The sequence below is a fragment of the Variovorax paradoxus genome (genome assembly GCF_009755665.1).
In the GTDB taxonomy this organism is placed as follows: Bacteria; Pseudomonadota; Gammaproteobacteria; order Burkholderiales; family Burkholderiaceae_C; genus Variovorax; species Variovorax paradoxus_G.
On the sequence record NZ_CP046622.1, the window covers coordinates 4501946 to 4524202 of the forward strand.

Annotated in this window: 12 protein-coding genes; 6 read left to right on the plus strand and 6 right to left on the minus strand. The window is 63.8% G+C overall.

Going from position 1 to position 22257, the window contains the following annotated elements; genetic code table 11:
- Positions 1-47: 47 nt before the first annotated feature.
- Positions 48-1280 carry a phosphoglycerate dehydrogenase gene (gene serA, locus GOQ09_RS21055; protein ID WP_126748371.1) on the minus strand — a complete coding sequence of 411 codons (1233 nt, stop codon included), beginning with the start codon at positions 1278-1280 and terminating at the stop codon, positions 48-50.
- A gap of 225 nt (positions 1281-1505) precedes the next feature.
- On the opposite strand from serA, the gene ugpB reads away from it, so the two are divergent.
- From ugpB to GOQ09_RS21085, 6 genes are all read left to right on the plus strand, one after another.
- Positions 1506-2819: a sn-glycerol-3-phosphate ABC transporter substrate-binding protein UgpB gene (ugpB, locus tag GOQ09_RS21060; RefSeq protein WP_157615407.1), complete on the plus strand. Its 1314-nt coding sequence runs from the start codon at positions 1506-1508 to the stop codon at positions 2817-2819.
- Positions 2820-2917: 98 nt separating this feature from the next.
- Positions 2918-3799, plus strand: a complete 882-nt coding sequence (gene ugpA / locus GOQ09_RS21065; protein ID WP_157615408.1) for a sn-glycerol-3-phosphate ABC transporter permease UgpA — start codon at positions 2918-2920, stop codon at positions 3797-3799.
- 33 nt (positions 3800-3832) lie between these two features.
- Complete coding sequence (gene ugpE / locus GOQ09_RS21070) at positions 3833-4684, plus strand: sn-glycerol-3-phosphate ABC transporter permease UgpE (RefSeq protein ID WP_157615410.1); 852 nt, start codon at positions 3833-3835, stop codon at positions 4682-4684.
- Positions 4685-4690: 6 nt separating this feature from the next.
- Positions 4691-5698 (plus strand): sn-glycerol-3-phosphate ABC transporter ATP-binding protein UgpC, encoded by a 1008-nt coding sequence (gene ugpC / locus GOQ09_RS21075; protein WP_157615412.1) that lies wholly within the window; start codon positions 4691-4693, stop codon positions 5696-5698.
- Positions 5699-5704: 6 nt separating this feature from the next.
- Positions 5705-6451 (plus strand): glycerophosphodiester phosphodiesterase, encoded by a 747-nt coding sequence (gene ugpQ / locus GOQ09_RS21080; RefSeq protein ID WP_157615414.1) that lies wholly within the window; start codon positions 5705-5707, stop codon positions 6449-6451.
- 76 nt (positions 6452-6527) lie between these two features.
- Entirely contained in the window at positions 6528-8927 is a 2400-nt protein-coding gene (locus tag GOQ09_RS21085) for a DUF3772 domain-containing protein (protein WP_157615416.1), read from the plus strand.
- A 59-nt stretch (positions 8928-8986) separates the two neighbouring features.
- Here the strand turns inward: GOQ09_RS21085 and GOQ09_RS21090 are convergent, their stop codons facing one another.
- The 5 genes from GOQ09_RS21090 to GOQ09_RS21110 form a co-directional block, all read right to left on the minus strand.
- Complete coding sequence (locus GOQ09_RS21090; protein WP_157615418.1) at positions 8987-9802, minus strand: AP2 domain-containing protein; 816 nt, start codon at positions 9800-9802, stop codon at positions 8987-8989.
- A 46-nt stretch (positions 9803-9848) separates the two neighbouring features.
- Positions 9849-10631: a hypothetical protein gene (locus tag GOQ09_RS21095; RefSeq protein ID WP_157615420.1), complete on the minus strand. Its 783-nt coding sequence runs from the start codon at positions 10629-10631 to the stop codon at positions 9849-9851.
- 254 nt (positions 10632-10885) lie between these two features.
- Positions 10886-12592, minus strand: a complete 1707-nt coding sequence (locus GOQ09_RS21100; protein ID WP_431769286.1) for a ShlB/FhaC/HecB family hemolysin secretion/activation protein — start codon at positions 12590-12592, stop codon at positions 10886-10888.
- A 142-nt stretch (positions 12593-12734) separates the two neighbouring features.
- Positions 12735-13427, minus strand: coding sequence for a hypothetical protein (locus tag GOQ09_RS21105; protein ID WP_157615421.1), 693 nt, complete (start codon positions 13425-13427; stop codon positions 12735-12737).
- 32 nt (positions 13428-13459) lie between these two features.
- Positions 13460-21883 carry a filamentous hemagglutinin N-terminal domain-containing protein gene (locus GOQ09_RS21110; RefSeq protein WP_242630900.1) on the minus strand — a complete coding sequence of 2808 codons (8424 nt, stop codon included), beginning with the start codon at positions 21881-21883 and terminating at the stop codon, positions 13460-13462.
- Between the last annotated feature and the right edge of the window lie 374 nt (positions 21884-22257).

Consider the following 22257-nt stretch of genomic DNA (forward strand, 5'->3'; position numbering starts at 1 on the left):
GGGGGTGGGATTTTAGGCCAGCGCCCGCGGGTTTGCCCGGAGGCGCCTCAGAACAGCACGCGGCTGCGGATCGTCCCGTTCACCTTGGCCAGCTTTTCCAGCGCTAGGTCGGAGTACGCCGCGTCGATGTCCATCACCACATAGCCGATCTTCTCGTTGGTCTGCAGGAACTGCGACGAGATGTTGATGTTGTTGTCGGAAAAGATCTTGTTGATTTCCGACAGCACGCCGGGCACGTTGCGGTGCACGTGCAGCAGCCGGTGCTTTCCGGGGTGGGCCGGCAGCGCCACTTCCGGAAAGTTGACCGACGAGGTCGAGGTGCCGTTGTCGCTGTACTTGACCAGTTTTTCCGCCACCTCGAGGCCGATGTTGGCCTGCGCCTCCATGGTCGAACCGCCGATGTGGGGAGTCAGAATCACGTTGTCGAGCCCCCGCAAGGGCGACTGGAACTCGTCCTTGTTGGTGCGCGGCTCGACCGGAAAGACGTCGATTGCGGCGCCCAGCAGCTTTTTCTGCTTCAGGGCCTCGGCCAAGGGCTCGATCTCCACCACCGTTCCGCGCGAAGCGTTGATCAGGATGGCGCCCGGCTTCATGGCGGCGATTTCGGCGGCGCCAATCATCCACTGGGTGGCCTGCGTCTCGGGCACATGAAGGGTCACGATGTCGCTCTGCGCCAGCAGCTGATGCAGCTCGCGCACCTGGCGCGCGTTGCCCAATGGCAGCTTGGTCACCACGTCGAAGAAAGCCACCTGCATGCCCAGCGCCTCGGCCAGCACCGACAGCTGGGCGCCAATGGAGCCGTAGCCCACGATGCCCAGCGTCTTTCCGCGGATTTCGAAAGCGTTCTCGGCCGACTTGAGCCAGCCGCCGCGGTGCGCCACCGCGCTCTTTTCAGGCACGCCGCGCAAGAGCAGGATGGCCTCGGCCAGCACCAGCTCGGCCACCGAGCGGGTGTTGGAATAAGGCGCGTTGAACACCGCCACGCCGTGCTCGCGCGCGGCTTCCAGGTCGACCTGGTTGGTGCCGATGCAAAAGCACCCCGCCGCCACCAGCTTCTGGGCGGCCGCGAAGACCTCGGCCGTCAGTTGCGTGCGCGAGCGGATACCCAGGAAGTGAACGTCGGCGATCTTCGCCTTGAGCTCCGCATCGGGGAGTGCGCCCGGCAGAGATTCCACATTGGTGTAGCCCGCGGCATGCAGGACCTCCACGGCGGAAGGGTGGATGCCTTCGAGCAAAAGGAACTTTATCCTGCTTTTGTCGAGGGAGGTTTTGCTGCTCATGACGTACTCGCGAAAGCCCCGGCCACGGCAACAGGCTAGGCCGAAAAAAGGGAAGGCGATGCTAGCATGCTGCGACGCAGCATGAGGGAGCTCACCCTGCCGGAAGCCTTGTGCCAAAGGGGTTTTCCCGATTGGAAAATGACAACGGTCCGTGCGCCAATGTGACGCGGCCATGTCATCCACATGGCCTAGCATCCGCGCTTTCATTTCCCATCAGGAGTCTTCATGCGATTCAAGACGCTCGCGCTGGCATCGGCGCTGGCCGCCACCACGCTGTTCAATGTGGCCCACGCCCAGACTGAGATCCAGTGGTGGCATTCCATGACCGCCGTCAACAACGAGTGGGTCAACGACCTGGCCAAGCAGTTCAATGAGAGCCAGAAAGAGTACAAGATCGTGCCGACCTACAAGGGCACGTATGACGAATCGATGACGGCTTCCATTGCGGCCTTTCGCGCCGGCAACGCACCGCACATCCTGCAGGTGTTCGAAGTGGGCACCGCCACCATGATGGCCAGCAAGGGCGCTGTCGTGCCGGTCGGCCAGGTCATGAAGGATGCAGGCGAAAAATTCGACCCGGCCGCCTACATTCCCGCCGTGGCCGGCTACTACACCGCGCCCAACGGCCAGATGCTGAGCTTCCCCCTGAACAGCTCGACGACGGTGTTCTATATCAACAAGGACGCCTTCAAGGCTGCCGGCATCGACACCGCCAAGCTGCCCTCGACCTGGCCCGAAGTGACCGCTGCCGCGGCCAAGCTGAAGGCAAGTGGCCACAAGTGCCCGTTCACTACCGCATGGCAGGGCTGGACCCAGCTGGAGAGCTTCTCGGCCTGGCACAACGTCGAGTTCGCGACCAAGAGCAACGGCCTTGCCGGTCTAGACGCGCGCATGAAGATCAATTCGCCGCTGCACGTGCGCCACATCGAGAACCTGGCCAACATGGCCAAGCAGGGCTTGTTCATCTACAAGGGCCGCGGCAACGTGCCTGAAGCCTCGTTCGTGTCGGGCGAGTGCGCAATGATCAACACGTCGTCGGGCTTCTACGGCAACGTTGCCAAGAACGCCAAGTTCGCCTACGCCGTGGCTCCCCTGCCCTACTACCCGGACGTGCCGGGCGCACCGCAGAACACCGTGATCGGCGGCGCAAGCCTCTGGGTGATGTCGGGCAAGAAGCCGGCCGAGTACAAGGGCGTGGCCAAGTTCTTCAGCTTCATCTCCACGCCTGAAGTGCAGTCCGCCAGCCACAAGCGCACGGGCTACCTGCCCGTGACCACGGCCTCCTACAAGCTCACCGAAGAATCCGGCTTCTACAAGCAGAACCCCGGCACCGACGTGGCCGTGACGCAAATGGTGCGCAAGGTCACCGACAAGAGCCGCGGCATCCGCCTGGGCAACTACGTGCAGATCCGCGCCATCGAGGACGAAGAACTCGAACAGGTCTGGAGCGGCAAGAAAACCGCCAAGGAAGCGCTCGACTCCATCGTGACGCGCGGCAACGAGCAACTGGAACGCTTTCAAAAAGCAAACAAAAGCTAACGATTGAGGCCCGGGCCTTCGTGTCCGGCTAATATCGCCCGCCCCCGTTCGCTCTTGCGCAAGAGCGGGCTGGGCGGGATTTTTTATGCAGAGGTTTCATGGAAAAACGCGTTTTCTTTCGCTCGGGCTGGTTGCCCTGGCTGCTGCTGCTGCCGCAAATGGCAGTGATCCTCGTGTTTTTCTTCTGGCCGGCGGCGCAGGCGCTGTTGCAGTCATTGCAGCAGCAAGACGCCTTCGGCACGTCGGTGGAGTTCGTCGGGCTCGACAACTTCCGCCAGATATTCAGTGACCCGAGCTATGTGGAGTCGTTCAAGACCACCGCCCTGTTCTCGGTACTGGTGGCGGGCATCGGCATCACGCTTTCGCTGGCGCTCGCGGTGTTTGCCGATCGCATCACGCGCGGCGGCACCTTCTACAAGACCATGCTGATCCTGCCCTATGCGGTGGCGCCCGCTGTGGCGGCCGTGCTCTGGGTCTTCATGTTCTCGCCTTCGCTGGGCGTGGTGTCCTATGCGCTCGGCAAGGTCGGCATCGACTGGAACCACCTGCTCGATTCGGGGCACGCCATGACGCTGATCGTGATGGCCTCGGTGTGGAAGCAGATTTCCTACAACTTCCTGTTCTTCCTGGCCGGCCTGCAGTCGATTCCCAAGTCGCTCATCGAGGCCGCAGCCATCGACGGAGCGCGCCCGTGGCGCCGCTTCTGGACGGTGCAGTTTCCGCTCCTGTCGCCCACCACCTTCTTCCTGCTGGTGATCAACGTGGTCTACGCCTTCTTCGACACCTTCGCGATCGTCGATGCAGCCACCCAGGGCGGCCCGGGCAAGGACACGGCCATCCTGGTCTACAAGGTGTATTACGACGGCTTCAAGGCCATGGACCTCGGCGGTTCGGCGGCGCAGTCCGTCGTGCTGATGGTGATCGTGGTGGCGCTTACCGTCATCCAGTTCCGCTACGTGGAAAAGAAGGTTCAATACTGATGAAACAAAACAAGAATTTGGCGGGGGTGTCCCATGGTTGAGAAACGCGGCACCCACGGCATCCTGGCCCACGTGGTGATGATCCTCGGCGTCTTCGTGGTCGCCTTTCCGCTCTACCTCGCGTTCGTGGCGTCCACGCACACCGCACAGGAGATCGTGCAGGCCCCGATGCCGCTATTGCCGGGCACCAACATGCTGGACAGCTACAAGGGCGCGCTCTTCGGGCGCGAAACCAGCGCCGGTTCCAACGCTCCCGTGGCCCACATGATGTGGGTCAGCCTGGTGTCGGCCTTGGTGATTTCCATCGGCAAGATCGCCATCTCGCTGCTGTCGGCCTTTGCCATCGTCTACTTCCGGTTCCCGTTCAAGAAGATCTGCTTCTGGGCCATCTTCGTGACGCTGATGCTGCCGGTGGAGGTGCGTATCCTGCCTACCTACAAGGTGCTGTCGGACCTGAACATGCTGAACACCTACGCGGGCCTCACGGTGCCGCTGATCGCGTCGGCCACGGCCACGTTCCTGTTCCGCCAGTTCTTCCTCACGGTGCCCGACGAGCTCACGGAAGCCTCGCGCATGGACGGCGCCAGCCCGATGCGCTTTTTCTTCGACGTGCTGCTGCCGCTGTCGAAGACCTCGATTGCGGCGCTGTTCGTCATCCAGTTCATCTACGGCTGGAACCAGTACCTCTGGCCGCTGCTCGCGACCACCGGCGAAGACATGTACCCCGTGGTGGTAGGTATCAAGCGAATGATTGCCGGCGGCGACAGCCAGAACGAATGGAACGTGGTGATGGCCACCGCCATCCTCGCCATGCTGCCGCCCGCGCTCGTGGTGGTGCTGATGCAAAAGTGGTTCGTCAAGGGCCTTGTGGATACCGAAAAATAAACAAATATGGCTGCTCTCTCTTTACGCAACGTCATCAAGCGCTACGGCCACGGGCCGAAAGCCAACCAGGTCATCCACGGCGTGAGCGCCGAGATTGCCGACCATGAATTCATCGTCATCGTCGGGCCTTCGGGCTGCGGCAAGTCCACCTTGCTGCGCATGGTGGCAGGCCTGGAAGAAATCTCGGCCGGCGAAATCGCAATCGGCGGGCGCGTGGTGAACCAGCTCGAACCCTCCGAGCGCGACATCGCCATGGTGTTCCAGAACTACGCGCTCTATCCGCACATGAGCGTGTTCAAGAACATGGCCTACGGCCTGAAGATCGCCAAGGTGCTCGAGCCCGAGATCAAGACGCGCGTCGACAAGGCCGCCAAGATCCTCGAACTGGGCCACCTGCTCGAGCGCAAGCCGCGCGAGCTCTCGGGCGGCCAGCGCCAGCGCGTGGCAATGGGCCGCGCCATCGTGCGCCAGCCCCAGGTGTTCCTGTTCGACGAACCGCTGTCCAACCTGGATGCCAAGCTGCGTGCGCAGACCCGCATCGAGATCCAGAAACTGCACCGCGAACTCGGCATCACCTCGCTCTTCGTCACGCACGACCAGGTCGAGGCCATGACGCTGGCGCAGCGCATCATCGTGATGAACGGCGGCGTGATGGACCAGTTCGCGACGCCCGAAGAGGTCTACAACCGGCCGGCCACCACCTTCGTGGCCAGCTTCATCGGCTCGCCGCCGATGAACCTGCTGCAGCATGCGCCCGGCGTGCGGCCGGGCCAGATTCTCGGCATTCGCCCCGAGCACATGAAGCTCGACGAAAGCGGCTGGTCCGTGCAGGTCGAGTCGGTCGAGTTGCTGGGCGCCGAACGCCTGGTGTACGGCCGCATCGGCGAGGAGCAGATCATCATGCGCACGGACGAAGGCGATCATCCGCCGGTTGCTGGCGACACGGTGAAGATTGCGGCGCGCGAAGACAAGCTGCACTGGTTCGACGCCGGCTCCGGCAAGCGCGTGGACTGAAGCACGATGCCGGAACTGAAACCCTGGCCCTACCCGCGCTGGGTTGCACACCGCGGCGCCGGCAAGCTGGCGCCCGAGAACACGCTGGCCGCGTTCCGGCTCGGCGCCGCGCATGGCTACCGCATGTTCGAGTGCGACGCCAAGCTCAGCGCCGACGGCGTGGCCTTTCTCATGCACGACGCCGAGCTCGACCGCACCACCAACGGCCATGGCATTGGCGGCGAGCAGCCGTGGAGCGCGCTCTCGCAGCTCGACGCGGGCGGCTGGCACTCGCGCGCCTTTGCGGGCGAACCGCTCGCCACGCTCGAGAACCTGGCCCGCTTCTGCCTGGCCAGCAACCATTTGCTCAACATCGAGATCAAGCCCACGCCCGGTACCGAGCGCGAAACCGGCGAAGCGGTGGCACGGCAAGCCGCACGGCTGTGGCAGGGCGCCGCCATTGCGCCGCTGCTCACGTCCTTCCAGGTCGAGTCGCTCAAGGGCGCCCAGGCGGTCGAGCCCGGATTGCCGCGCGGGCTGCTGCTCGACAAGCTCTGGAATGGCTGGTTGGAGGCCGCAATCGGCCTGGAGTGCGCCGCCATCGTCTGCAACCACAAGCTCTGGGACGCCGACACGGTGGCCCAGGTGCACGGCGCCGGCATGCGCGCGCTGAGCTACACCGTGAATGACGAGCAAGCCGCGCAGCGGCTGATCGCCCTGGATACCGACGGCATCATCACCGACCGGGTCGACCTGTTCAGCCCAGCCGCCTGACCGCCCCGGGCACCGGCCGCGGCGGCTAGACACACGCTGTCACGAGCCGCGCCGCGGGCCGCAAATGGTGCCTTCTATGATGGCAGCCATGAGTTTCATCCCACGCCTGATGGCCCTTTGGCTGGCGGCCCTGCTGTCTTGCGGTGCCGCAGTGGCGCAGCCGGACACCGGCATGGGCGGCAACAGCGCCGCCGCCGCGGCGCTCGCGCCCGAACCCACCGTGGCCGAACTGCGCGAGCAGCTCTCCAAGATCACCGCCTCGCCCGATTCCGATGCAGATGTGCGCAAGCTCGTCGCGCAGATCAACGAAATCGGCACCCAGGCCGACAAGTTCGTCGCCGCGCGCACCGGCGAGCTGGCCGACCTGAACGCCCGGCTCGGCGAGCTGGGCAACCCGCCGGCCGCGGGTGCGTCGGAAGACCCCGACATCACGCGCCAGCGCGCCCGCCTGACCAAGGAACGCAACGCGCTGGATGCGGACATCAGGCTCGCGCGCCTCCTGACCATCGACGTGCGGCAGCGCAGCGCCGAGCTGCTCACCCAGCGCCGGGCGCTTTTCGAGGCGCAGATCGCCGAGCGCGCGCCCTCGCCGCTCGGCGGCGAGTTCTGGCGCGACCTGCAAGAGGCATGGCCCAGCGATCTCGAACGCCTGAACGCGCTCGCGTCCGGCCTGCAGGACGGGTTCACGCAAGCCATGCAGCGGGGCTCGGCGGTGCTCGGGGCGCTGGTGCTGGCGGTGCTGCTCGCAATACTCGGCAACTGGGTGGCCGAGCACTTGCTGACACGCCTTGCCGCGCGGCTGCTGCCGGCAGGCCGGCTCCGGCGTTCGCTGCTGGTCATTGCCATCGTGGCGAGCCATGTGCTGCTGGTTGCGATTGCGGCGCACGGCTTCGTGTGGGTGCTCGAGGAATACGCCACCTGGCAGCCGCAGGCGCGCAAGGCCATGCGCTCGATGGCGCAGGCGCTGGTGTTCATGGCTTTCGTCATCGGACTTGGCCGCGCGCTGCTGGCCACCGCGCGCCCAAGCTGGCGGCTGCCGCCCATGCCCGACGCGATGGCAACCCGCCTTGCAGCGCTGCCATGGCTGGTGGCACTGGTGGCCGCGCTGGCCTGGACGCCCGCGGAAATCAACCAGCTGGTGAACGCGAGCTTCGCCGCCGTGGTCGCCACGCATGTGCTCACGGCACTGGTACTCACGGCACTGGTCGGCGCGGTGCTCTACCGCCTGAAGCCGCTGCGTGCCGATGCGCCCGAGGCCGGTCTGCCCGAGCGGCCGATGTGGGTGGGCCTGCTGGTGGCATGCATCGGCGTGCTGATCGTCGCCATTTGGGTGCTGGTCGCGGTCGGCTACGTGGCGCTTGCTAGCTTCCTGGCTTCGCAGCTCACCTGGAGCGGCATCGTCGCGGCGGCGTTCTACGTGCTGTTCAAGTTTGCCGACGACGTTTTCATGGCCGGAGTGTCGTCGCGCAGCACCTTCGGCCAGCGCCTGCAGAAGAGCTTTGGCCTGGCGCCGCAAACGCTCGACCAGGCGGCCACGGTGCTCTCCGGCCTGAGCCGGGTGGCGCTGTTTTTCTACATGCTGATCGCCCTGGCGGCGCCCCTGGGCACCGGGCCCGGCGAAGTGTTCCAGCGCAGCGGCAAGTTCGGCACCGGCGTGAAGGTGGGCGAGTTCCAGCTGGTGCCCGGCGCCATCTTCAGCGCCATTGCCGTGGCGCTGGTGGGCTTCATCATGCTGCGGGTGTTCAAGCGCTGGCTGGCCCGCAGCTACCTGCCCAGCACCCAGTTCGAGCCGGGCATGCAGAGTTCGATCACCACGCTGCTGGGCTATGTGGGCGGCATCCTGGTGGTCGCGTTCTCGCTCTCGGCGCTGGGCATCGGCATCGAGCGAATCGCGTGGGTGGCCAGCGCGCTGTCGGTGGGTATCGGCTTCGGCTTGCAGGCCATCGTGCAGAACTTCATCTCGGGCCTCATTCTCCTGGCCGAGCAGCCGGTGAAGGTGGGCGACTGGGTGGTGCTGGGCACCACCGAGGGCGATGTGCGGCGCATCAACGTGCGCGCCACGGAAATCCAGCTTGGAGACCGCTCGACGGTCATCGTGCCCAACTCCGAGTTCATCACCAAGACCGTCCGCAACATGACGCTGGCCAATGCGGAAGGCCGGGTGCTCATTCGCCTGCCGATGCCGCTGACCACCGACGCCCAGCGCGTGCGCGACCTCATCCTGGAAGCCTGCCGCGCGCACGAGGGCGTGCTGGAAACCCCCGCGCCTTCGCTCACGCTCGAAGGCATCGAGGGGAGCCTGCTCATCTTCCAGGCCATTGCCTATGTGCCCAGCCCGCGCTTGGCCGGGAGCGTGCGCAGCGACCTGCTGTTCACCATTCTGGAGCGCCTGCGCGCCGAACGGATCGAGCTGGTGCCCTATGCGGCCGTGGCGCCGCCCGATCTGACGGGCGGCCCCAAACCGGCTACCGCGTAGGCGTCGACCGACGTTGCGCGCCAGCTACTGCGGCCATTGGAGATCCTTGAAGGCCGTTGTCAGGTCTCAAGGCGACCCTCCCGCTTCATGACTTTGCGTGGGACCAGATGCGCCGCCAGCTCAAGTTGCTTCTGGCGTTCTGCAATAGCCAACGCCTTGGCGCCTTCCTCGCCGCAAATTCTGATGTTGAAGTGTTTGGTCAGTCTCTTGCCGTCTGCCGTAGTGGTAATGGCCGCCCACCAGCCCTGGTGTTCCGGATGGGGCCCCGGGACGTGTCGCACGCCGGGAATGCCACTCGTATTGGTGCGCAAGGGTATTTCCCTGCGGATCAACGGGCCCGAAGTGTGCGCCGGCAGCACGCGCGGCGGTGCCTCGCGCAACTCGGCTTCCGCGGGATGCGGACGCCCCAATCCGACCATCTGCTGGAGCTGCTTGTGGCGTTCGGCGATGGCCATCTCCTTGGCCTTGGCACCGTAGCGCTTGACGCTGAAAAACCTGGAGACTTGCTGACCCGGCGTGATCTCGGTGGTCGCGCGCCACGCCACCACTTGGCCGTCGGCGCCCTTGCGCGTTGAAAGATCTGGAGTTCCCGTTGTGTTGGTGCTCCTGAGGGTTTGAGCGCGCACCTGCCGAGCCACCGGTGGATGCGCGCGCAGCATCTCGTCGCGCCATGCCTTGGCGAACGCCAGCGCAGCTTCCTCGCCCTGATATAGCTTGGCGCTGAAATGCCTGGAAATCTCCACGCCACTGCGCCTGAATGCGACGGTCCAGCCCCAGCCGCTGTGGGTAATGCCATACTTGGCGGCTGGTTTGGGGGAAATGCTGGTGGGTATGACTGGATTTTTCTCCAAAGCTCGTACTGAAGTTGAAGCCAAGTGCGACCTCCGTGGTTCCTTCACACGCCCCGATCTCGCACTCGTGTTACCTCGGGAACCCAGCACCAATGCTGTAGTTTCCGGCAGCGTCCTTCAGAAGGAAGTTCAGGCTCATTGAACGCTTGCATACACCGTCCGTCGTTCCTTGATTCACGGCGATGTATCCCACGCCCTCTTTGACAGCGACCAAGTTGCAGCTCTTCTCACCCGCGTTCGCTGCGTCAACAACCTGAACGCGAATGGTCAGATAGTTTTTCTTGCTTGCTCCAGATTCCCTCGGCAAAACAGTGCCGTTGAGCGTGCAAGCACCGAATGCGATTTCGTTTGCGTTTCGCGTTGATCCGGTAAAGCTACCATCCGGTGCCACTTCGATCAGCCCGCTCATGCCGTACTGACTACCGCCCCACGCACCGGTCAACAATGCGGGATCGACGGCCAGATAGTTGGAAATTCGATAGACCCAGGTATCGAATCCCTTGGGGGCGGCGCCATCTACAGAGTAGGTACCGTCCATCGTGCTCTTCGCCACAAAGGTACCGCTCCCGGTGAGGGGAACCCCATTGGTGGTCGGATAGGGGTTGATCGTTGCCGATGTGACCTGCCAAGAGGAATTGGCCGCGTTGAAGTTGAACGCTCCATTGAAGTTGTCAACATTCACGCTTGATGCTTCTGCTCTACGGTAGCCAACCACGTCGCCAGCGGCGCCGACCAGCATGCGTCCGATGGCTCCGCCATAAATGTTCTGATCCCAAATCCCCTCATAGCCGTTGCCCACTTCTGCCGTTGATCCAGGCTGCGGCGTGTTGATGCACGCGGTGGGATCAAGCAAAGGTGCAGGCTCCGTTGCGGGGACTGGTGGAGCTGTCGATGTCGGTGAGGGAGCCGGTGGAGTTGTTGGGTCCGTGCCAGATGTTGATGCTGGAGCAGGCGCCGCAGGTGCTGCTGCAGGAGCAGTCGCAATGGGCAGAAAGGCGCCACCGCCCCCACCACCTCCTCCGCAGCCATGCAGTGCTCCGATTGCGAGCAAGGCAACGGCCTTCGCGATCACTTGTTTTTTCATTTTTTTGATACTCCCTTTTTGGTTTAGAAACTTGCGTTGAGATTGAATCCAAAGGTGGTCCTGGCCGTGCGATACCCCTCCGGCTTGTTGATCGGCGCCCCCATGAAGAAGTCATAGCTCAACTTGCTCCACTGCCCCCGCACGCCAATGACCGCACCCGCCAGGCTGCGGCCCAGCAGGTCGACCGTCGAGCGCCCGCCCACATGCCCGTAGTCGGCGCCGACATACAGCTCCGCGCCGCTCTGCCCCATGGCCCACCCGACGTCGTTGCGGATCAGCCAGCCCCGCTCCCCCATCAGGCTCGTCTCGCCGTCGAAGCCGCGCACCGTGTAGCGCCCGCCGATGGCGAACCGGTCCTGCGACATCAGCGGCGTGCGGTTCCACTGGGCGCGGATCAGGCCCGAATAACGCAGCTTCTGTGCACCCAGCTTGAACGGCGCATTCAGGCTCACTTCGGCCGTGTACAGCTTCATGCGCGAAGTGCCGTCCAGCGGCTCGGCAGGGTTGCTGCGGTGGTAGATCTCCTGCGGCGAGGTCCGGGCGCCGAAGCCGCCCGTGCCGTGCTTGAACGCCAGCGTGCCCTCCAGCGTGGCCTCGCCGATGAACTCCTTGTGGTTCAGCCCGAGTTCCCAGCCGCCCACCACCTGGTGCTGCACCGGCACTTCCGTGTCCTCGATGAGGCTGCGCGACTCCCTGCGGAAGCCCTTGAGCGCCAGCGTCGTCTTGCGGCTTTGGTCCCGGTACAGCAGGCGCGAGAGCTTCACTTCGGCGTTGTTGGACTTGCCGGCGTAGTTGATCGGTCCGTTGAAGCTTTCCACGCTCTGGTGGTACTGGCTGTTCGAGGCGGTGAAGCCCAGCATCCAGTAGCCATACGGCAGCGAATAGTGCACCGTCTGGCCCTCGGTGCCGTAGCTCGGCTCCGAGAGGAAATGGCTGTTGATGCTGTGGTTGGCGCTGACATAGAACAGATCGTTCAGCCCGAAGGGGTTGTCCAGTGACACCGTGGCACCGGCCTGGTAGCGGCCCGTGGCCTTGGTGCCGCTGTCGTCCAGGCTCAGGGCCACGCGCCACTTCCTGACCTGCACGTACTTGACCACCAGGTCGCTGTCGCCGGGCTTGGCATCGGGCGCGGTCGAGGGCTCGATCTGGATGTCGGCCTCGGCCGTGGGGGCGCGCTTGAGGTTCTCCAGGCCTTGCTCGATGTCGCGCAGGTTCAAGAGGTCGCCCGGCCGGGCGGGAATGGCCGAACCCAGCAAGGCGCCGCTGCCCAGCAGCGTGGATGAAGAATCGGGCGTGGCCCGGATTGCCGCGATGCGTCCCGGCACCAGCGACAGGGTCAGGGTGCCGGTGGACAGGTCTTGCGGCGCAGCCAGCACGCGGGTGGTGACAAAGCCGCGCGCGATGGCCGCCTGCTGGGCGCGGGCGAGCACCACGTTCACGCCGGCGGTGCCCAGGCAGCGGCCGAGAGGCGAATCGTTGCCGTCAGGGCCAGACAGATCAGAGACCGCCCATTGGAACAATTCGGCCTGCTCGCCGACCAGCAGCACGCGGTCGATGCGAAAGCACGGGGCTTCGGTCTCGGGAATGCGTGCCACCGGTGCGGGCGGGGCCGCCTGCAGGCGCTGGTCGACGGTGCGCTCGTTCTGCTCGCGCAGGGCGCGTTCGCGTTCCTGTTGGCGTTGCTGTTCAACGAAGGGTTGCGGCGCGCTCGGCACTTGGGCCAGGGCCAACAATGGACCGGCGGTTATGGCGACCGCTAACAGGTTGCGTTTCAAATCGACTCCCTCGTTTCTTTCTTATTCAACCAGTCGGCTATCCACGGACACCCGAAGTCGCGCTGCGGTTCCTGATGCAACGCTTACGGAGTTTTTTCTAGAATTTGACCGGCGGATAAATACGAATCACCGAGGGCAATTCTTTTCGATCTCCAAGCAGGCCGGTTGAAGAGGAAATGGATCTATGGCGCTTTCGTTGCGCAACTTTCAATCCGCCGCCAGCATCCTTTCGAATTTCAAACTCTCCATAGGAAACAGTACGTGGAACGAAATCCTGCCCGCCATTTATTTCCAGTGTTCTTAGAATTAGAGCCCCATCAAAACAGCCTGACATTTCGGTGCCCAGTCGCGTAACCGTTCTGGTTTTGGTAATTCCGCCTTGAATAAATTTATCTTTTGTTTGCTCAATATGAAGAACGTTATTGATGCGATTTTCTTCCTCCTTTTTTAAGGCAACCTCAAGATAATAAGATTGGAAATCCGGAAGATCATCAATAGTTAGTGGTTGCCGAGGTCGCCCGGTACCCGGATCAATTTTCGCGGTTCTCCAAAGCATATATATGGAACCCGCATAGGTTTTAAGCAGATCTGTTGCGTAGCCCCCATTAGACAAGCGGGTGATCGTAAATGTGTAGTCCCCACTTAAATCAGGACACTGATCTGCGATAAATTTGGGCGGATTCCAGTCCAAATCGTTTGCCGTCACGCCTCGCACGACTCCACACCCGTACAACAAAGATCCGGAAACTAGCAAAATGCCAAGAGAAAATGCCTTAATGAGTTTTTTCATCTTTTAACTTCCAAGTTAGAATTGGCATTAAGTTAGTATTTCTCATCATTTCTTTCGGCATTGTAGCCATTCACCATTGCCTGCCAGACGCCAGGGTACTGAGAGGCCAAAGTGGCCAATCCAACTGGCATGGCCGGAAGCAAATCTACAACATTCCAAACTCCTGAGGCGCCATTTTGAATGTTATTTCCAAGCTCGTCGTAATAATGCACGGCATTCAAAAAGTCATGAGGGCCAGCGAAAGACTCGACCAAATTGTCCAAGAAGCTGCCTCGGGCATAAGGGATGCCGTTAATCGACGCCAGACCTCCTTGCAGGCCACCCAATGGACTCGGCGCCAAGCCCGGACTCGATGCGATCACCGAGCTAAGATTGATGCCAGGCTGCAGATGAACACGACTGTCGCTTGGGCTATACCATTCCGAGGCCCCCGCCGGATCGATCTTGAAATCGGTACAAATACCCGCGACGCCACACAATTGACGAACATCAACCCGGTTGCCGCCGATTTTTATCCCATCCCCATTAACTCCGACGCTGGATCCAGAGGTGTTCGTCAGGATATTTCCGTTTTCGTCAACGACGCCCTGAAATAACTGCGAGCTGCGAATTTGATCTTGTCTGAGATAGTATCCGGCTGCTTGCAAGCCGGCAATTAGTCCAGCTGTCGCCGCTCCCCGGGCGCAACCTTGTCCTGTCAACTCTCCAGTCGCGCAGCCCGCGGTGGCTTGAATTGCCACGCCGGTCAAGCCGCTGCTAGCCGGGAAGGCGGCCCCTACTCCAGCAGATAGCATGGACGCGAGAATTGTCTTTACTCCTCGGCTAGAACCTAAATCTTCCAATACGGCACTGATGTTGCCGTTGTGATTGATCAGGCCCACCGCGGCTTGCGCGGCGATGCTCGATACACCGGCGCCTACCGCGGCCCCGACGACAACGCCCGAGGTTCCACCCACCGCGCCGCCAACCGCGCCGCCAGCCGCGCTGGCCGCTCCCCAGGTCAGCACCGTCGCCACAATCGCCACCACCGCGCCGCCAGCCTCGGTCAGGCTGCCTTGGCTCTCCGCCCACTGGCGCTGCTCCAGCGGCACGCCTTGCCAGTTGATCGGCACCTTGTTGAGCGCCGGGTCGTTCTGGATCTGGTTCAACCACCCCATGCCGGGCTGGTTGCGCTGGCCCTGCAGCACCTGCTCGATGGTTTGTTGTGCGACATAGATGTCGCCCGGCCCCTTGATCGCGTTCTGTCCCACCTGCACGTTCACCGTCGGGGTGTCCAGGGTCAGGGTCTTGCTCTCGATCTGGGTGTAGTTCGCGGCTTCAACATGCGCACCGGTGTCGCGCGTGCGCTGGTACATCGGGTCGCTCTCGCCCCGGCTCTGGCCCAGTTCGAGGCCCGTCTTGACCACGTCGAAGTTCACGGCCCCCTTGGGGGCATTCAGTGCCACAGCTTCCTCTGCCTTGATGCGCGTAGCGCCCAGCGTCAGATCGCCGTCGGTGGCGATGACCGAGACGTTCTTGCCGGTCAGCGTGGCTGCCGCGAGCGTGCTCTGGTCCAGTCGATTGGTCACGCTCTCCTTGCCGTTCATGCCCTTGCCAAAGCGCTTGAAATTGCCCATCGTGCCGATGGACTGCTTGGAAGTCTTGCTGCCGAGTTCCTTGTGTTCCTGGTTTACGCCGCTCAGGACCGTCACTTCCTTGCCCGAGATCTTCAGGTCTTCACCGGCGCTGAGATTGCTGGCGTAGATATTGACCTGCTCGCCGGCCTTGACGCCCAGGTTGCCGCCGGCCCTGACATTGGAGGCCCGCTCGACCTGGCTCGAAACTTCGGCATGCTGCTCGTAGCGAATTCCGCTGTCGATGCTGGAACCGCCCGGCTTCGGAACGATGAAGCCCTTGATTGCGCGTGAGCGGTCCAGGCTCCCGGAAGCGCTGTGCACCGCAGACACGATGTTCACGTTGCGCTCGGCCTTGAGGCTTGCATCGCCGCGCGCATCGATGTCGCTGCCCACGACGTTGATGTCGCGCCCCGCCGACAAATCGATGGTCTGGCCCGACAGCCTGCTGCCGATGCTGGCGGTGGTTTCGGATTGGCCCGAGACACTGTTGGTGGTGGATTTAAGGAACCCCTTCTTGGTCGACTGGCCGGCGCCCATGGTGGCATGCGTTTCGACGCCCGACATGATGTTGATGTCCCCCGTCGCGGCAAGACTCAGCAACCCGCCGCCGGAATCCAGCGTCGCCGCCCGCGCATTGATGTCACCACCCTTGGCGTTGAGCGACACGGTGCCGTTGCCGACGATGGTGCTGCCGGTTTCCTTGCTGGAAGCATCGCCGTGGTAGGTGCCCGAGTTGAAGATCGACAACCGGCTGCTGGATTCGGTGACGGTGCCCAGGTTGATGTTCTTGCCAGCCGTCACGGAAGTGACGCTGCCCGGCCCCTTGTTCGACAGGATGCCGCCGATCACGTTCACGTCGTTGCCCGCGCTCGCGACCAGCGTGCCGCCAGGATTGGTGACGTAGACGCCCGCGACGCGGTCGATGTTGGTCTTGTTGGCCAGCCAGCCCTTTTGTGCGCTGGTGGTGGTGTCGATGTTGATGTCGTGTCCGGCCTTCAGTGACACGGAGTTGGCCGCGGTGATGGTGCCGCCGATGTTGTTGATGTCATTGGTGGCATCCAGCGCGACGCTGCCGCCCGCGATGCGGCCGCCAAGGTTGTTGATGTTGTCGGCGTTGATGGAAACCAGGGTGCGCCCGGCGATGGTGCCGCTGTTGGTCAGGTCGCCCTTGCCCTTGATGATCATCCGGTCGGCCGACAGCACGCTGCCCGAGCCCGTGATGTCGCCGGGCTGTACGCGCACATACACCTGCGGCACCAGCACCTGTTGCGTCGTGCCGTCGGGCAAGGTCACGGCCTGTTCCACCAGCCAGACGATGTCGCTGGTGAGCTGGGCCATCTGTGCCGGCGTCAGCGCGATACCGGGGCGCAGGCCGTATTCTTTCGCGAAAGTCACCCCTGCATTCATCAGGGCGGTGTACTGGTCTTCGTCCTTGGAATAGCCCTCCAGGAAGCGGTAGCCCGTGAGCTGGGCCACCTGTTCGCGGATGAGCTTCTGCTCGTAGAAGCCGTCGCCCAGGCGCTTGAGGATGTTGTTCGGGTCTTGCCCGAGGCTGTTCAGCAGGTAGTCGCTGCTGAGCCATTGGCGGTAATTGGCAAAGCGCGGATCGGTCTCGATCAGGTAGCCGCCAGGACCGGCGTGAATGCCGAAGAGGCTGGTGGTGGGAACCGTCGTGTTGGGCAGGCTGGTGCGCACCACCAGCGCGATGGTGCCGGTGCCGCCCGAGTCCGCGGCGCCCGCGCCATTGGCGGTATTGCCGCTCGTCTTGACGGAGCCTCCGACCGCCGACGGCACCTCGACGATGGCGCGTGCTCGCGTACCCGCCGTCACCGCGCCGGCCATGGCGGGCCGGTCGCTGACCACGGTGCCTTGAACGGCGTTCGGCTTCGTGCTCGAGGGCGTCACACTGGTGCAATCGTTGAAGCAGCTCGATCCCAAGTCGATGGTGTAGATCGACTTTTGCTCTGGGATGAAGCTGCCGATGACTTGGCTGCCCTTCTCGGGTGGTGCATAGGATTGCAGGCCGCCGACAGTCACGACCCGCTGGCCCTGGGTTGGGGTGTTGTCGATGTCCGCAGGATCAAACGTAGACTGCGGCCCCGCCATCACCTGGCTGTCGCGGTTGCGCAGCTTGCCGTCGATGCTCAGCTTGCCGCCCGCATAAATGCGGCCCGGATCGGGTGGATTGGCGGCCTGGTCTACTTCGGTGGTGGTCGTGTAGTTGCGTTCGATCCAGCCGCTGCCACTGAGCACCTGGCCGTTCACGATGGTGGTCCAGATCCGGCCGCCACGGTCCAGCACGAACTGGTTGGCCGGGAGTTCGATGCCGCCCAGAGGGGTGATGGTCTGCTTGTCGAGGACAGGGCCAGTACTAGTTCGCACCACGGCGAAATGGTTGTCGAAGTTGTTGATCTGGCCCATCGCAATGGACATGTCGCCCAGCGATTCGACCGTGGCGCTCAGGTTGTTGAGCGTGCCTCCTTTGCCAACGGCCTGGCGGTTGGCGTCCAGGCCACCGCCGATGGACATGTCGCCGGCACTGAAGAGCAGCGCGTGCTCGCGGTTGGTGATGGTCTGGGCCCCAATGTCCAAGGTATTGCGCGAGGCGATGGTGCCCGCTCTGGTCTCGCTACCGACGCCCTCGCTGTCGTTGTTCAGCGTGCCTGCTGCGACCGAAACGATGTCGCCATAGATGCGCCCCGTTCCCAGATTGTTGACCGTGCCACCGTTGATCTGCGTGTTGTAGCCGTCGATCAGTCCCCGGTTGGTCAGCGTACTGGCTGCGCTGACGATGGTGGTGTCGCCCGTGATCTCGCCGGTCACGGTGTTGTCGAGCTCGTTGCCGCTGGCGGTGACTGTGCCGCCCGCGAGCAGCTTGCCGTTGTTGGTCAGCTTGCCAGTGGTCGCGTAGGTCAGATTGCCGCCCGCCTTGACCTCGGCTTTGTTCGTCACGTCCTGCGCGAGTGCGATGCTCAGGTCGTTGACGCCGACGGTCGTGCCGTCGCCGCTGAAGCTTTTGGCGTCGACCTCCAATTTACCGAAAGCAGCAATCTGCTTGCCGTCTGCGCCGAGTGCGGCGGCCGTGCCGGCGACCAAGGTGCCGCCCGTGTTGATCACGTTCAGCGTCTTGGCAGCGGGGTTCGCACGGTTCGGATCGAGAATGCCCAGTTCATTGCCGGCTGAGATCAATCCGTTCGTGTTGTTGACAGTGCCGCCGCTGGTGAGGGTGGCATTGACATCGGCGCGGATGGCGCCCGAGGTGTTGTTCAGGTCCCCAGCGCCAATGGCCACGTTCTTGCCTTCGATGCCCTGGTCAGTGCCCAATGTGTTCGTGTTGACGATGGTGCCGGCGTTCAGCGTCGTCGTGCCGATCGACCGGACGAGGCCGCTGGTGTTTGTGATGCTGCCGGCATTGATGCCCAGATCACCGATGGCCAGCGTCTGGCCGCCGCTGTTGTCGTAGCCTGCTCCGTTGGTGTCGATGGCCACGGTGGACTGTCCGAGCACCTTGCCTTCACCCGTGTTGGAGAAGGCCTGCGTGTCGGCGACCAATGCGTTCTTGGCGCCGATGAAGCCGGCGTTGTTGTTGACCGTTCCGGTGGTCAGCGCAAGCGTTCCACCGCTGGAAATGCCGCCTTGCCCGTTGGTGTAGCCGGCCGCGTTGGTATTGATGAGCACCTGACCATTCGTACTGATGGTCATGGCGGCGCCGCTTTGCACCAGGCCTGTGTCGTTGTTCAGCGCACCGGACCTCACGTCGACGGCGGCGGTCGCTGCCAATGTGCCCTTTGCGCTGTTGTCCAGTGCATTGCCATGCGTGTCCGCCGACAGGCTGTTGCCGAAGACTTTGCCCCCGACATTGCTCAGGCCGCTGTTGAGCAGCGTGGTCGCGCTGCCGGCCTGCAAGCTGCCGCCGTTGTTCGTCGTCGCACCCGAGGTTGTGACGCTCAGGTTGCCGGTGGCGGCCGCGGCCGTCCCGCCGCTGTTGTCCAGACTGACTGCCATCAATGTCGTATTGCCGTTCGCCGCCAGCGTGCCGCCCACGTTCGAGGCCGCCCCGTTGAAGGCGGCGTTCAGATCACCGACCGCGGTCACGCTGCCGGCGTTGTTGTTCAGGCTGCTGGCGGTGATGCTGGTGCTGCCGCCCGCGCCGATCACGCCCTGGTTGCTGTTGTCGAGCAAGCCGCCCACGGTCAGGCCGAGATCGGAGGTCTCGGCAGCCCGAATGGTGCCGCCCTGGTTGGCCAGGCTGACGGCCGCGACGGTTGTGTTGCCGTTGCTGGCGATCGTCCCGGTGGCGTTGTCGAGTGCGCCCACCACCGTGATCCGCGTGGCATCGGCGCCGGTTTGGACGATCTGGCCGCCGCGATTGCTCAAGGAGCCGGCAGCGATGGTGATCTGCTTCGCGCCGGTCGCGGCCTTGTCGCCGTCCTGGTTGAAGGCGTCCAACATGGCAACCACCAGCGCGTTGTTCGTCGTGATCTGGCCGTTGGTGCCGTTATAGCTGCCACCGGCGACGGTCAGCGTGCCGCTACCGGCATGCTCGATCCTGCCCGCGTTGCTGGTGATGCTCGCGCCTTGCAGCGTGAGGTCCCGGCCGTTGCTGGCGATGCGTCCGCCGTCGTTGTTCAGGGTGCCGCTGGTCGCGATGGTGGTCGCGCCGGTGCCGGTCTGCACGATCTCGCCGCCATTGGTGTTGGCGAGGTTCGCGACGTTGAGCTGCAGCTGGCCGGCGTTCAACTGGCCGGCGTCGTTTACGAGGGCTTGCGCTGGGTTGCTGTTGGCCGTGATGGCCAAGGTGCCGGGCGTGGCCACGGTCGCGCCGCTGGTGGTGACGTTGCCCTCCATGGCGGTGACGGCGATGTTCGCGGCGCCGGTCTGGCTGCCGGAGAGGTCGACGGAGGCGCCTTGCAACGCCAGGTTGCCGCCGGCGGCGTTGGTGCCTGTGGAGGTCAACCCCTGAGCCGCCGTGCCATTCAGATCACCCGTGCTTTGCAGGGATCCCTTGGTGCCGTCAAGGCTGCCAGTCTGAATAGTGAGGTTGGCGCCGCTGGCAATGCGGCCGTCGGTGTTCAACAGCTGCTGGCCGATGGTGGCCTGGACGTTGCCGCCGGCCGACTGGAGCGAGCCCTGGCTGTTGTTCAGGGACTGGCCGGTGACGGTCAGGGCCTGGTTCGAGGCCAGCGTGCCGGCGGTGTTGTTCAGTGCGCCCGCCACGTTCGCGGTCAGTGCGCCCGTGGCCGAGATCGTCCCGCGCGTGTTGTCGGCCTGGCCGCCCACCGTCAGCGTGGCGTCGGACGCACTGGTCAGCGTGCCATCGACATTGACCAGATCGCCCGTGGTCGCAATGTTCAGGCTGCCCGCGTTCAGCGTCCCGCCGGTGTTGTCCAGTTGGCCCACGTTGGCGCTGAAGCTGTTGCTGACATTGAGCGTCCCGCCCGCGTTGCTGAAGGTCGGGCCCGTGACCGCCATGCTGGCCACCGACAGCGAACCGCCCGCATTGTTGATCTGCGGCGTGTTCAGCGTGACCGGGCCACCAGCGTAGATTCTGCCGCCGTCATTGAGGATGGCGCCTGCCGCGGTGAGGGTGCCGGGCGATGTGGGCACATACGGTGCCGGTGCCGGTGCGGCTGTGCCGCCGGAACCCGAGGTGGAACCCGTTCCAGCCGTGGGCGTGCTTGGACTGGTGGTGCCGCCAGTGTTTGCACCGCCGCCCGAGCCCGCCGTGGGCACAGGCGCCGGTTCGGCACCGATGATGCCGCCGTTCGTGTTGGACAGCACCGGTGCGGAGATCGCGAGACCCACGCTGCTGGTCTGGCGGATCGTGCCGCCGCGGTTGTCGATGTCACCGGCGCTGGCGAGCTCGACGCGCGTGCCTTCGAGGGTGCCGGTGTTCTCCAATCTTCCCGCTGAAGTGACGATGAGATTGCCGTTGCTGGCGCCAATGCTGCCGGCATTGCGCACGCCCAGGCCGGCCTCAGTGCCGATGAGCGTGATCTTGCCGGCGTACATGCCGCCGAGTGCGGCCACGTCCAGGGCAAAGGTGGGCGCCGTTCCGGTGCCGGCGGTTGGCGTGATCTGGCTGTGATCGGCGCTGACCTGGTTCGCGCCTGTGACCACCTTGAGATCGGTGGCGTAGATGGCTGCATTGAGCTGCACGGCGCGAGCCAGGATGGCCGCGTAGTCCGCTTTGCTGGCATCGAGGCCCGCGCCATCGATGGTGACGGTGCCGCCGCGCACGAGGAAGCTGTCGAGGCCGCCGATGGCGTTGAATTGCGGCGTGCCCGTGGTCACCGTGGCGCGAGACGCGTTGATGAAGCCGCCCCCATTGATGCTGATGCCCGCAGGGTTGGCGATGATCACTTCGGCACGCTGCCCCGCGACTTCGATGTAGCCGCGCAGCTGGCTCGGGCTGCCGCCGTTCACCTCGTTGACGATGATGCGTGCGGGGCCGGTCGCGAGATACGGATTGCCTTGGACGATGCCGCCGAGCTGCGTGGCTACATTGACCCTGCTGTTGTTCAGGATGGCCCCGTTGGGGGCCACATTGAACTGGTTGAATATATTTCTGCTGACACCGGCGGCGCTGGGCGTCTGGATGTTGACGAGCGGCACGCCGTTGGGTGCGACCATCACGGTGGGCCGCAGGTTGCCGGGAACGTTGGGGGCACCGACGATCTGGGCTTGAGCGGGCGAGGCTGACAGCATGCCTGCAAGCGCGGCACCCACGAGCATCGGGGCAAAGGCAGCGGCACCGGCAAGCGCGCCCTTGGTGATCGAGGTGGCCTTGGAGGAGCCTTTGCCGGTGGTGGCCGCCGCCTCATGAACGACAACCCGCATCGCGCGCGCCGCGCTCCAAATGACCCGATTGCATTTTTTATTCATGGCGTTTTTCTTCCCTGATCGTTCCTGTGACAGCGGCAACACGCGGCGCGGACGCGGCATGTTGAATTGCCGACGTCTACGTCGGCAGGCCCGGATTCTGGGTGCGCGTTGCTGTAAGGAATGTCAAGGAATCTGAGTGCTCACAGATTCAGGTTGGAAGCGCCACATATCTCACGCGCCGGGGCATGGCGATGAGTCATTAAGTTGTCGTTGGCGCGGTTCGGCTGTGGTCCGCCGGCCACGAGATTTAGGAAGGCCGCCGTGACTCACCACTCCCTACGACTCTCGCCGCGTGGCTACCTTCTGACCTGCCTCGACCAATCTCGTGC

What these genes read in the sequence shown, in the direction of transcription:
- serA (WP_126748371.1), bottom strand. Translation starts at nt 1,280, where the DNA reads ATGAGCAGCAAAACCTCCCTCGACAAAAGCAGGATAAAGTTCCTTTTG.
- ugpB (WP_157615407.1), top strand. Translation starts at nt 1,506, where the DNA reads ATGCGATTCAAGACGCTCGCGCTGGCATCGGCGCTGGCCGCCACCACG.
- ugpA (WP_157615408.1), top strand. Translation starts at nt 2,918, where the DNA reads ATGGAAAAACGCGTTTTCTTTCGCTCGGGCTGGTTGCCCTGGCTGCTG.
- ugpE (WP_157615410.1), top strand. Translation starts at nt 3,833, where the DNA reads ATGGTTGAGAAACGCGGCACCCACGGCATCCTGGCCCACGTGGTGATG.
- ugpC (WP_157615412.1), top strand. Translation starts at nt 4,691, where the DNA reads ATGGCTGCTCTCTCTTTACGCAACGTCATCAAGCGCTACGGCCACGGG.
- ugpQ (WP_157615414.1), top strand. Translation starts at nt 5,705, where the DNA reads ATGCCGGAACTGAAACCCTGGCCCTACCCGCGCTGGGTTGCACACCGC.
- GOQ09_RS21085 (WP_157615416.1), top strand. Translation starts at nt 6,528, where the DNA reads ATGATGGCAGCCATGAGTTTCATCCCACGCCTGATGGCCCTTTGGCTG.
- GOQ09_RS21105 (WP_157615421.1), bottom strand. Translation starts at nt 13,427, where the DNA reads ATGAAAAAACTCATTAAGGCATTTTCTCTTGGCATTTTGCTAGTTTCC.
- GOQ09_RS21110 (WP_242630900.1), bottom strand. Translation starts at nt 21,883, where the DNA reads ATGCGGGTTGTCGTTCATGAGGCGGCGGCCACCACCGGCAAAGGCTCC.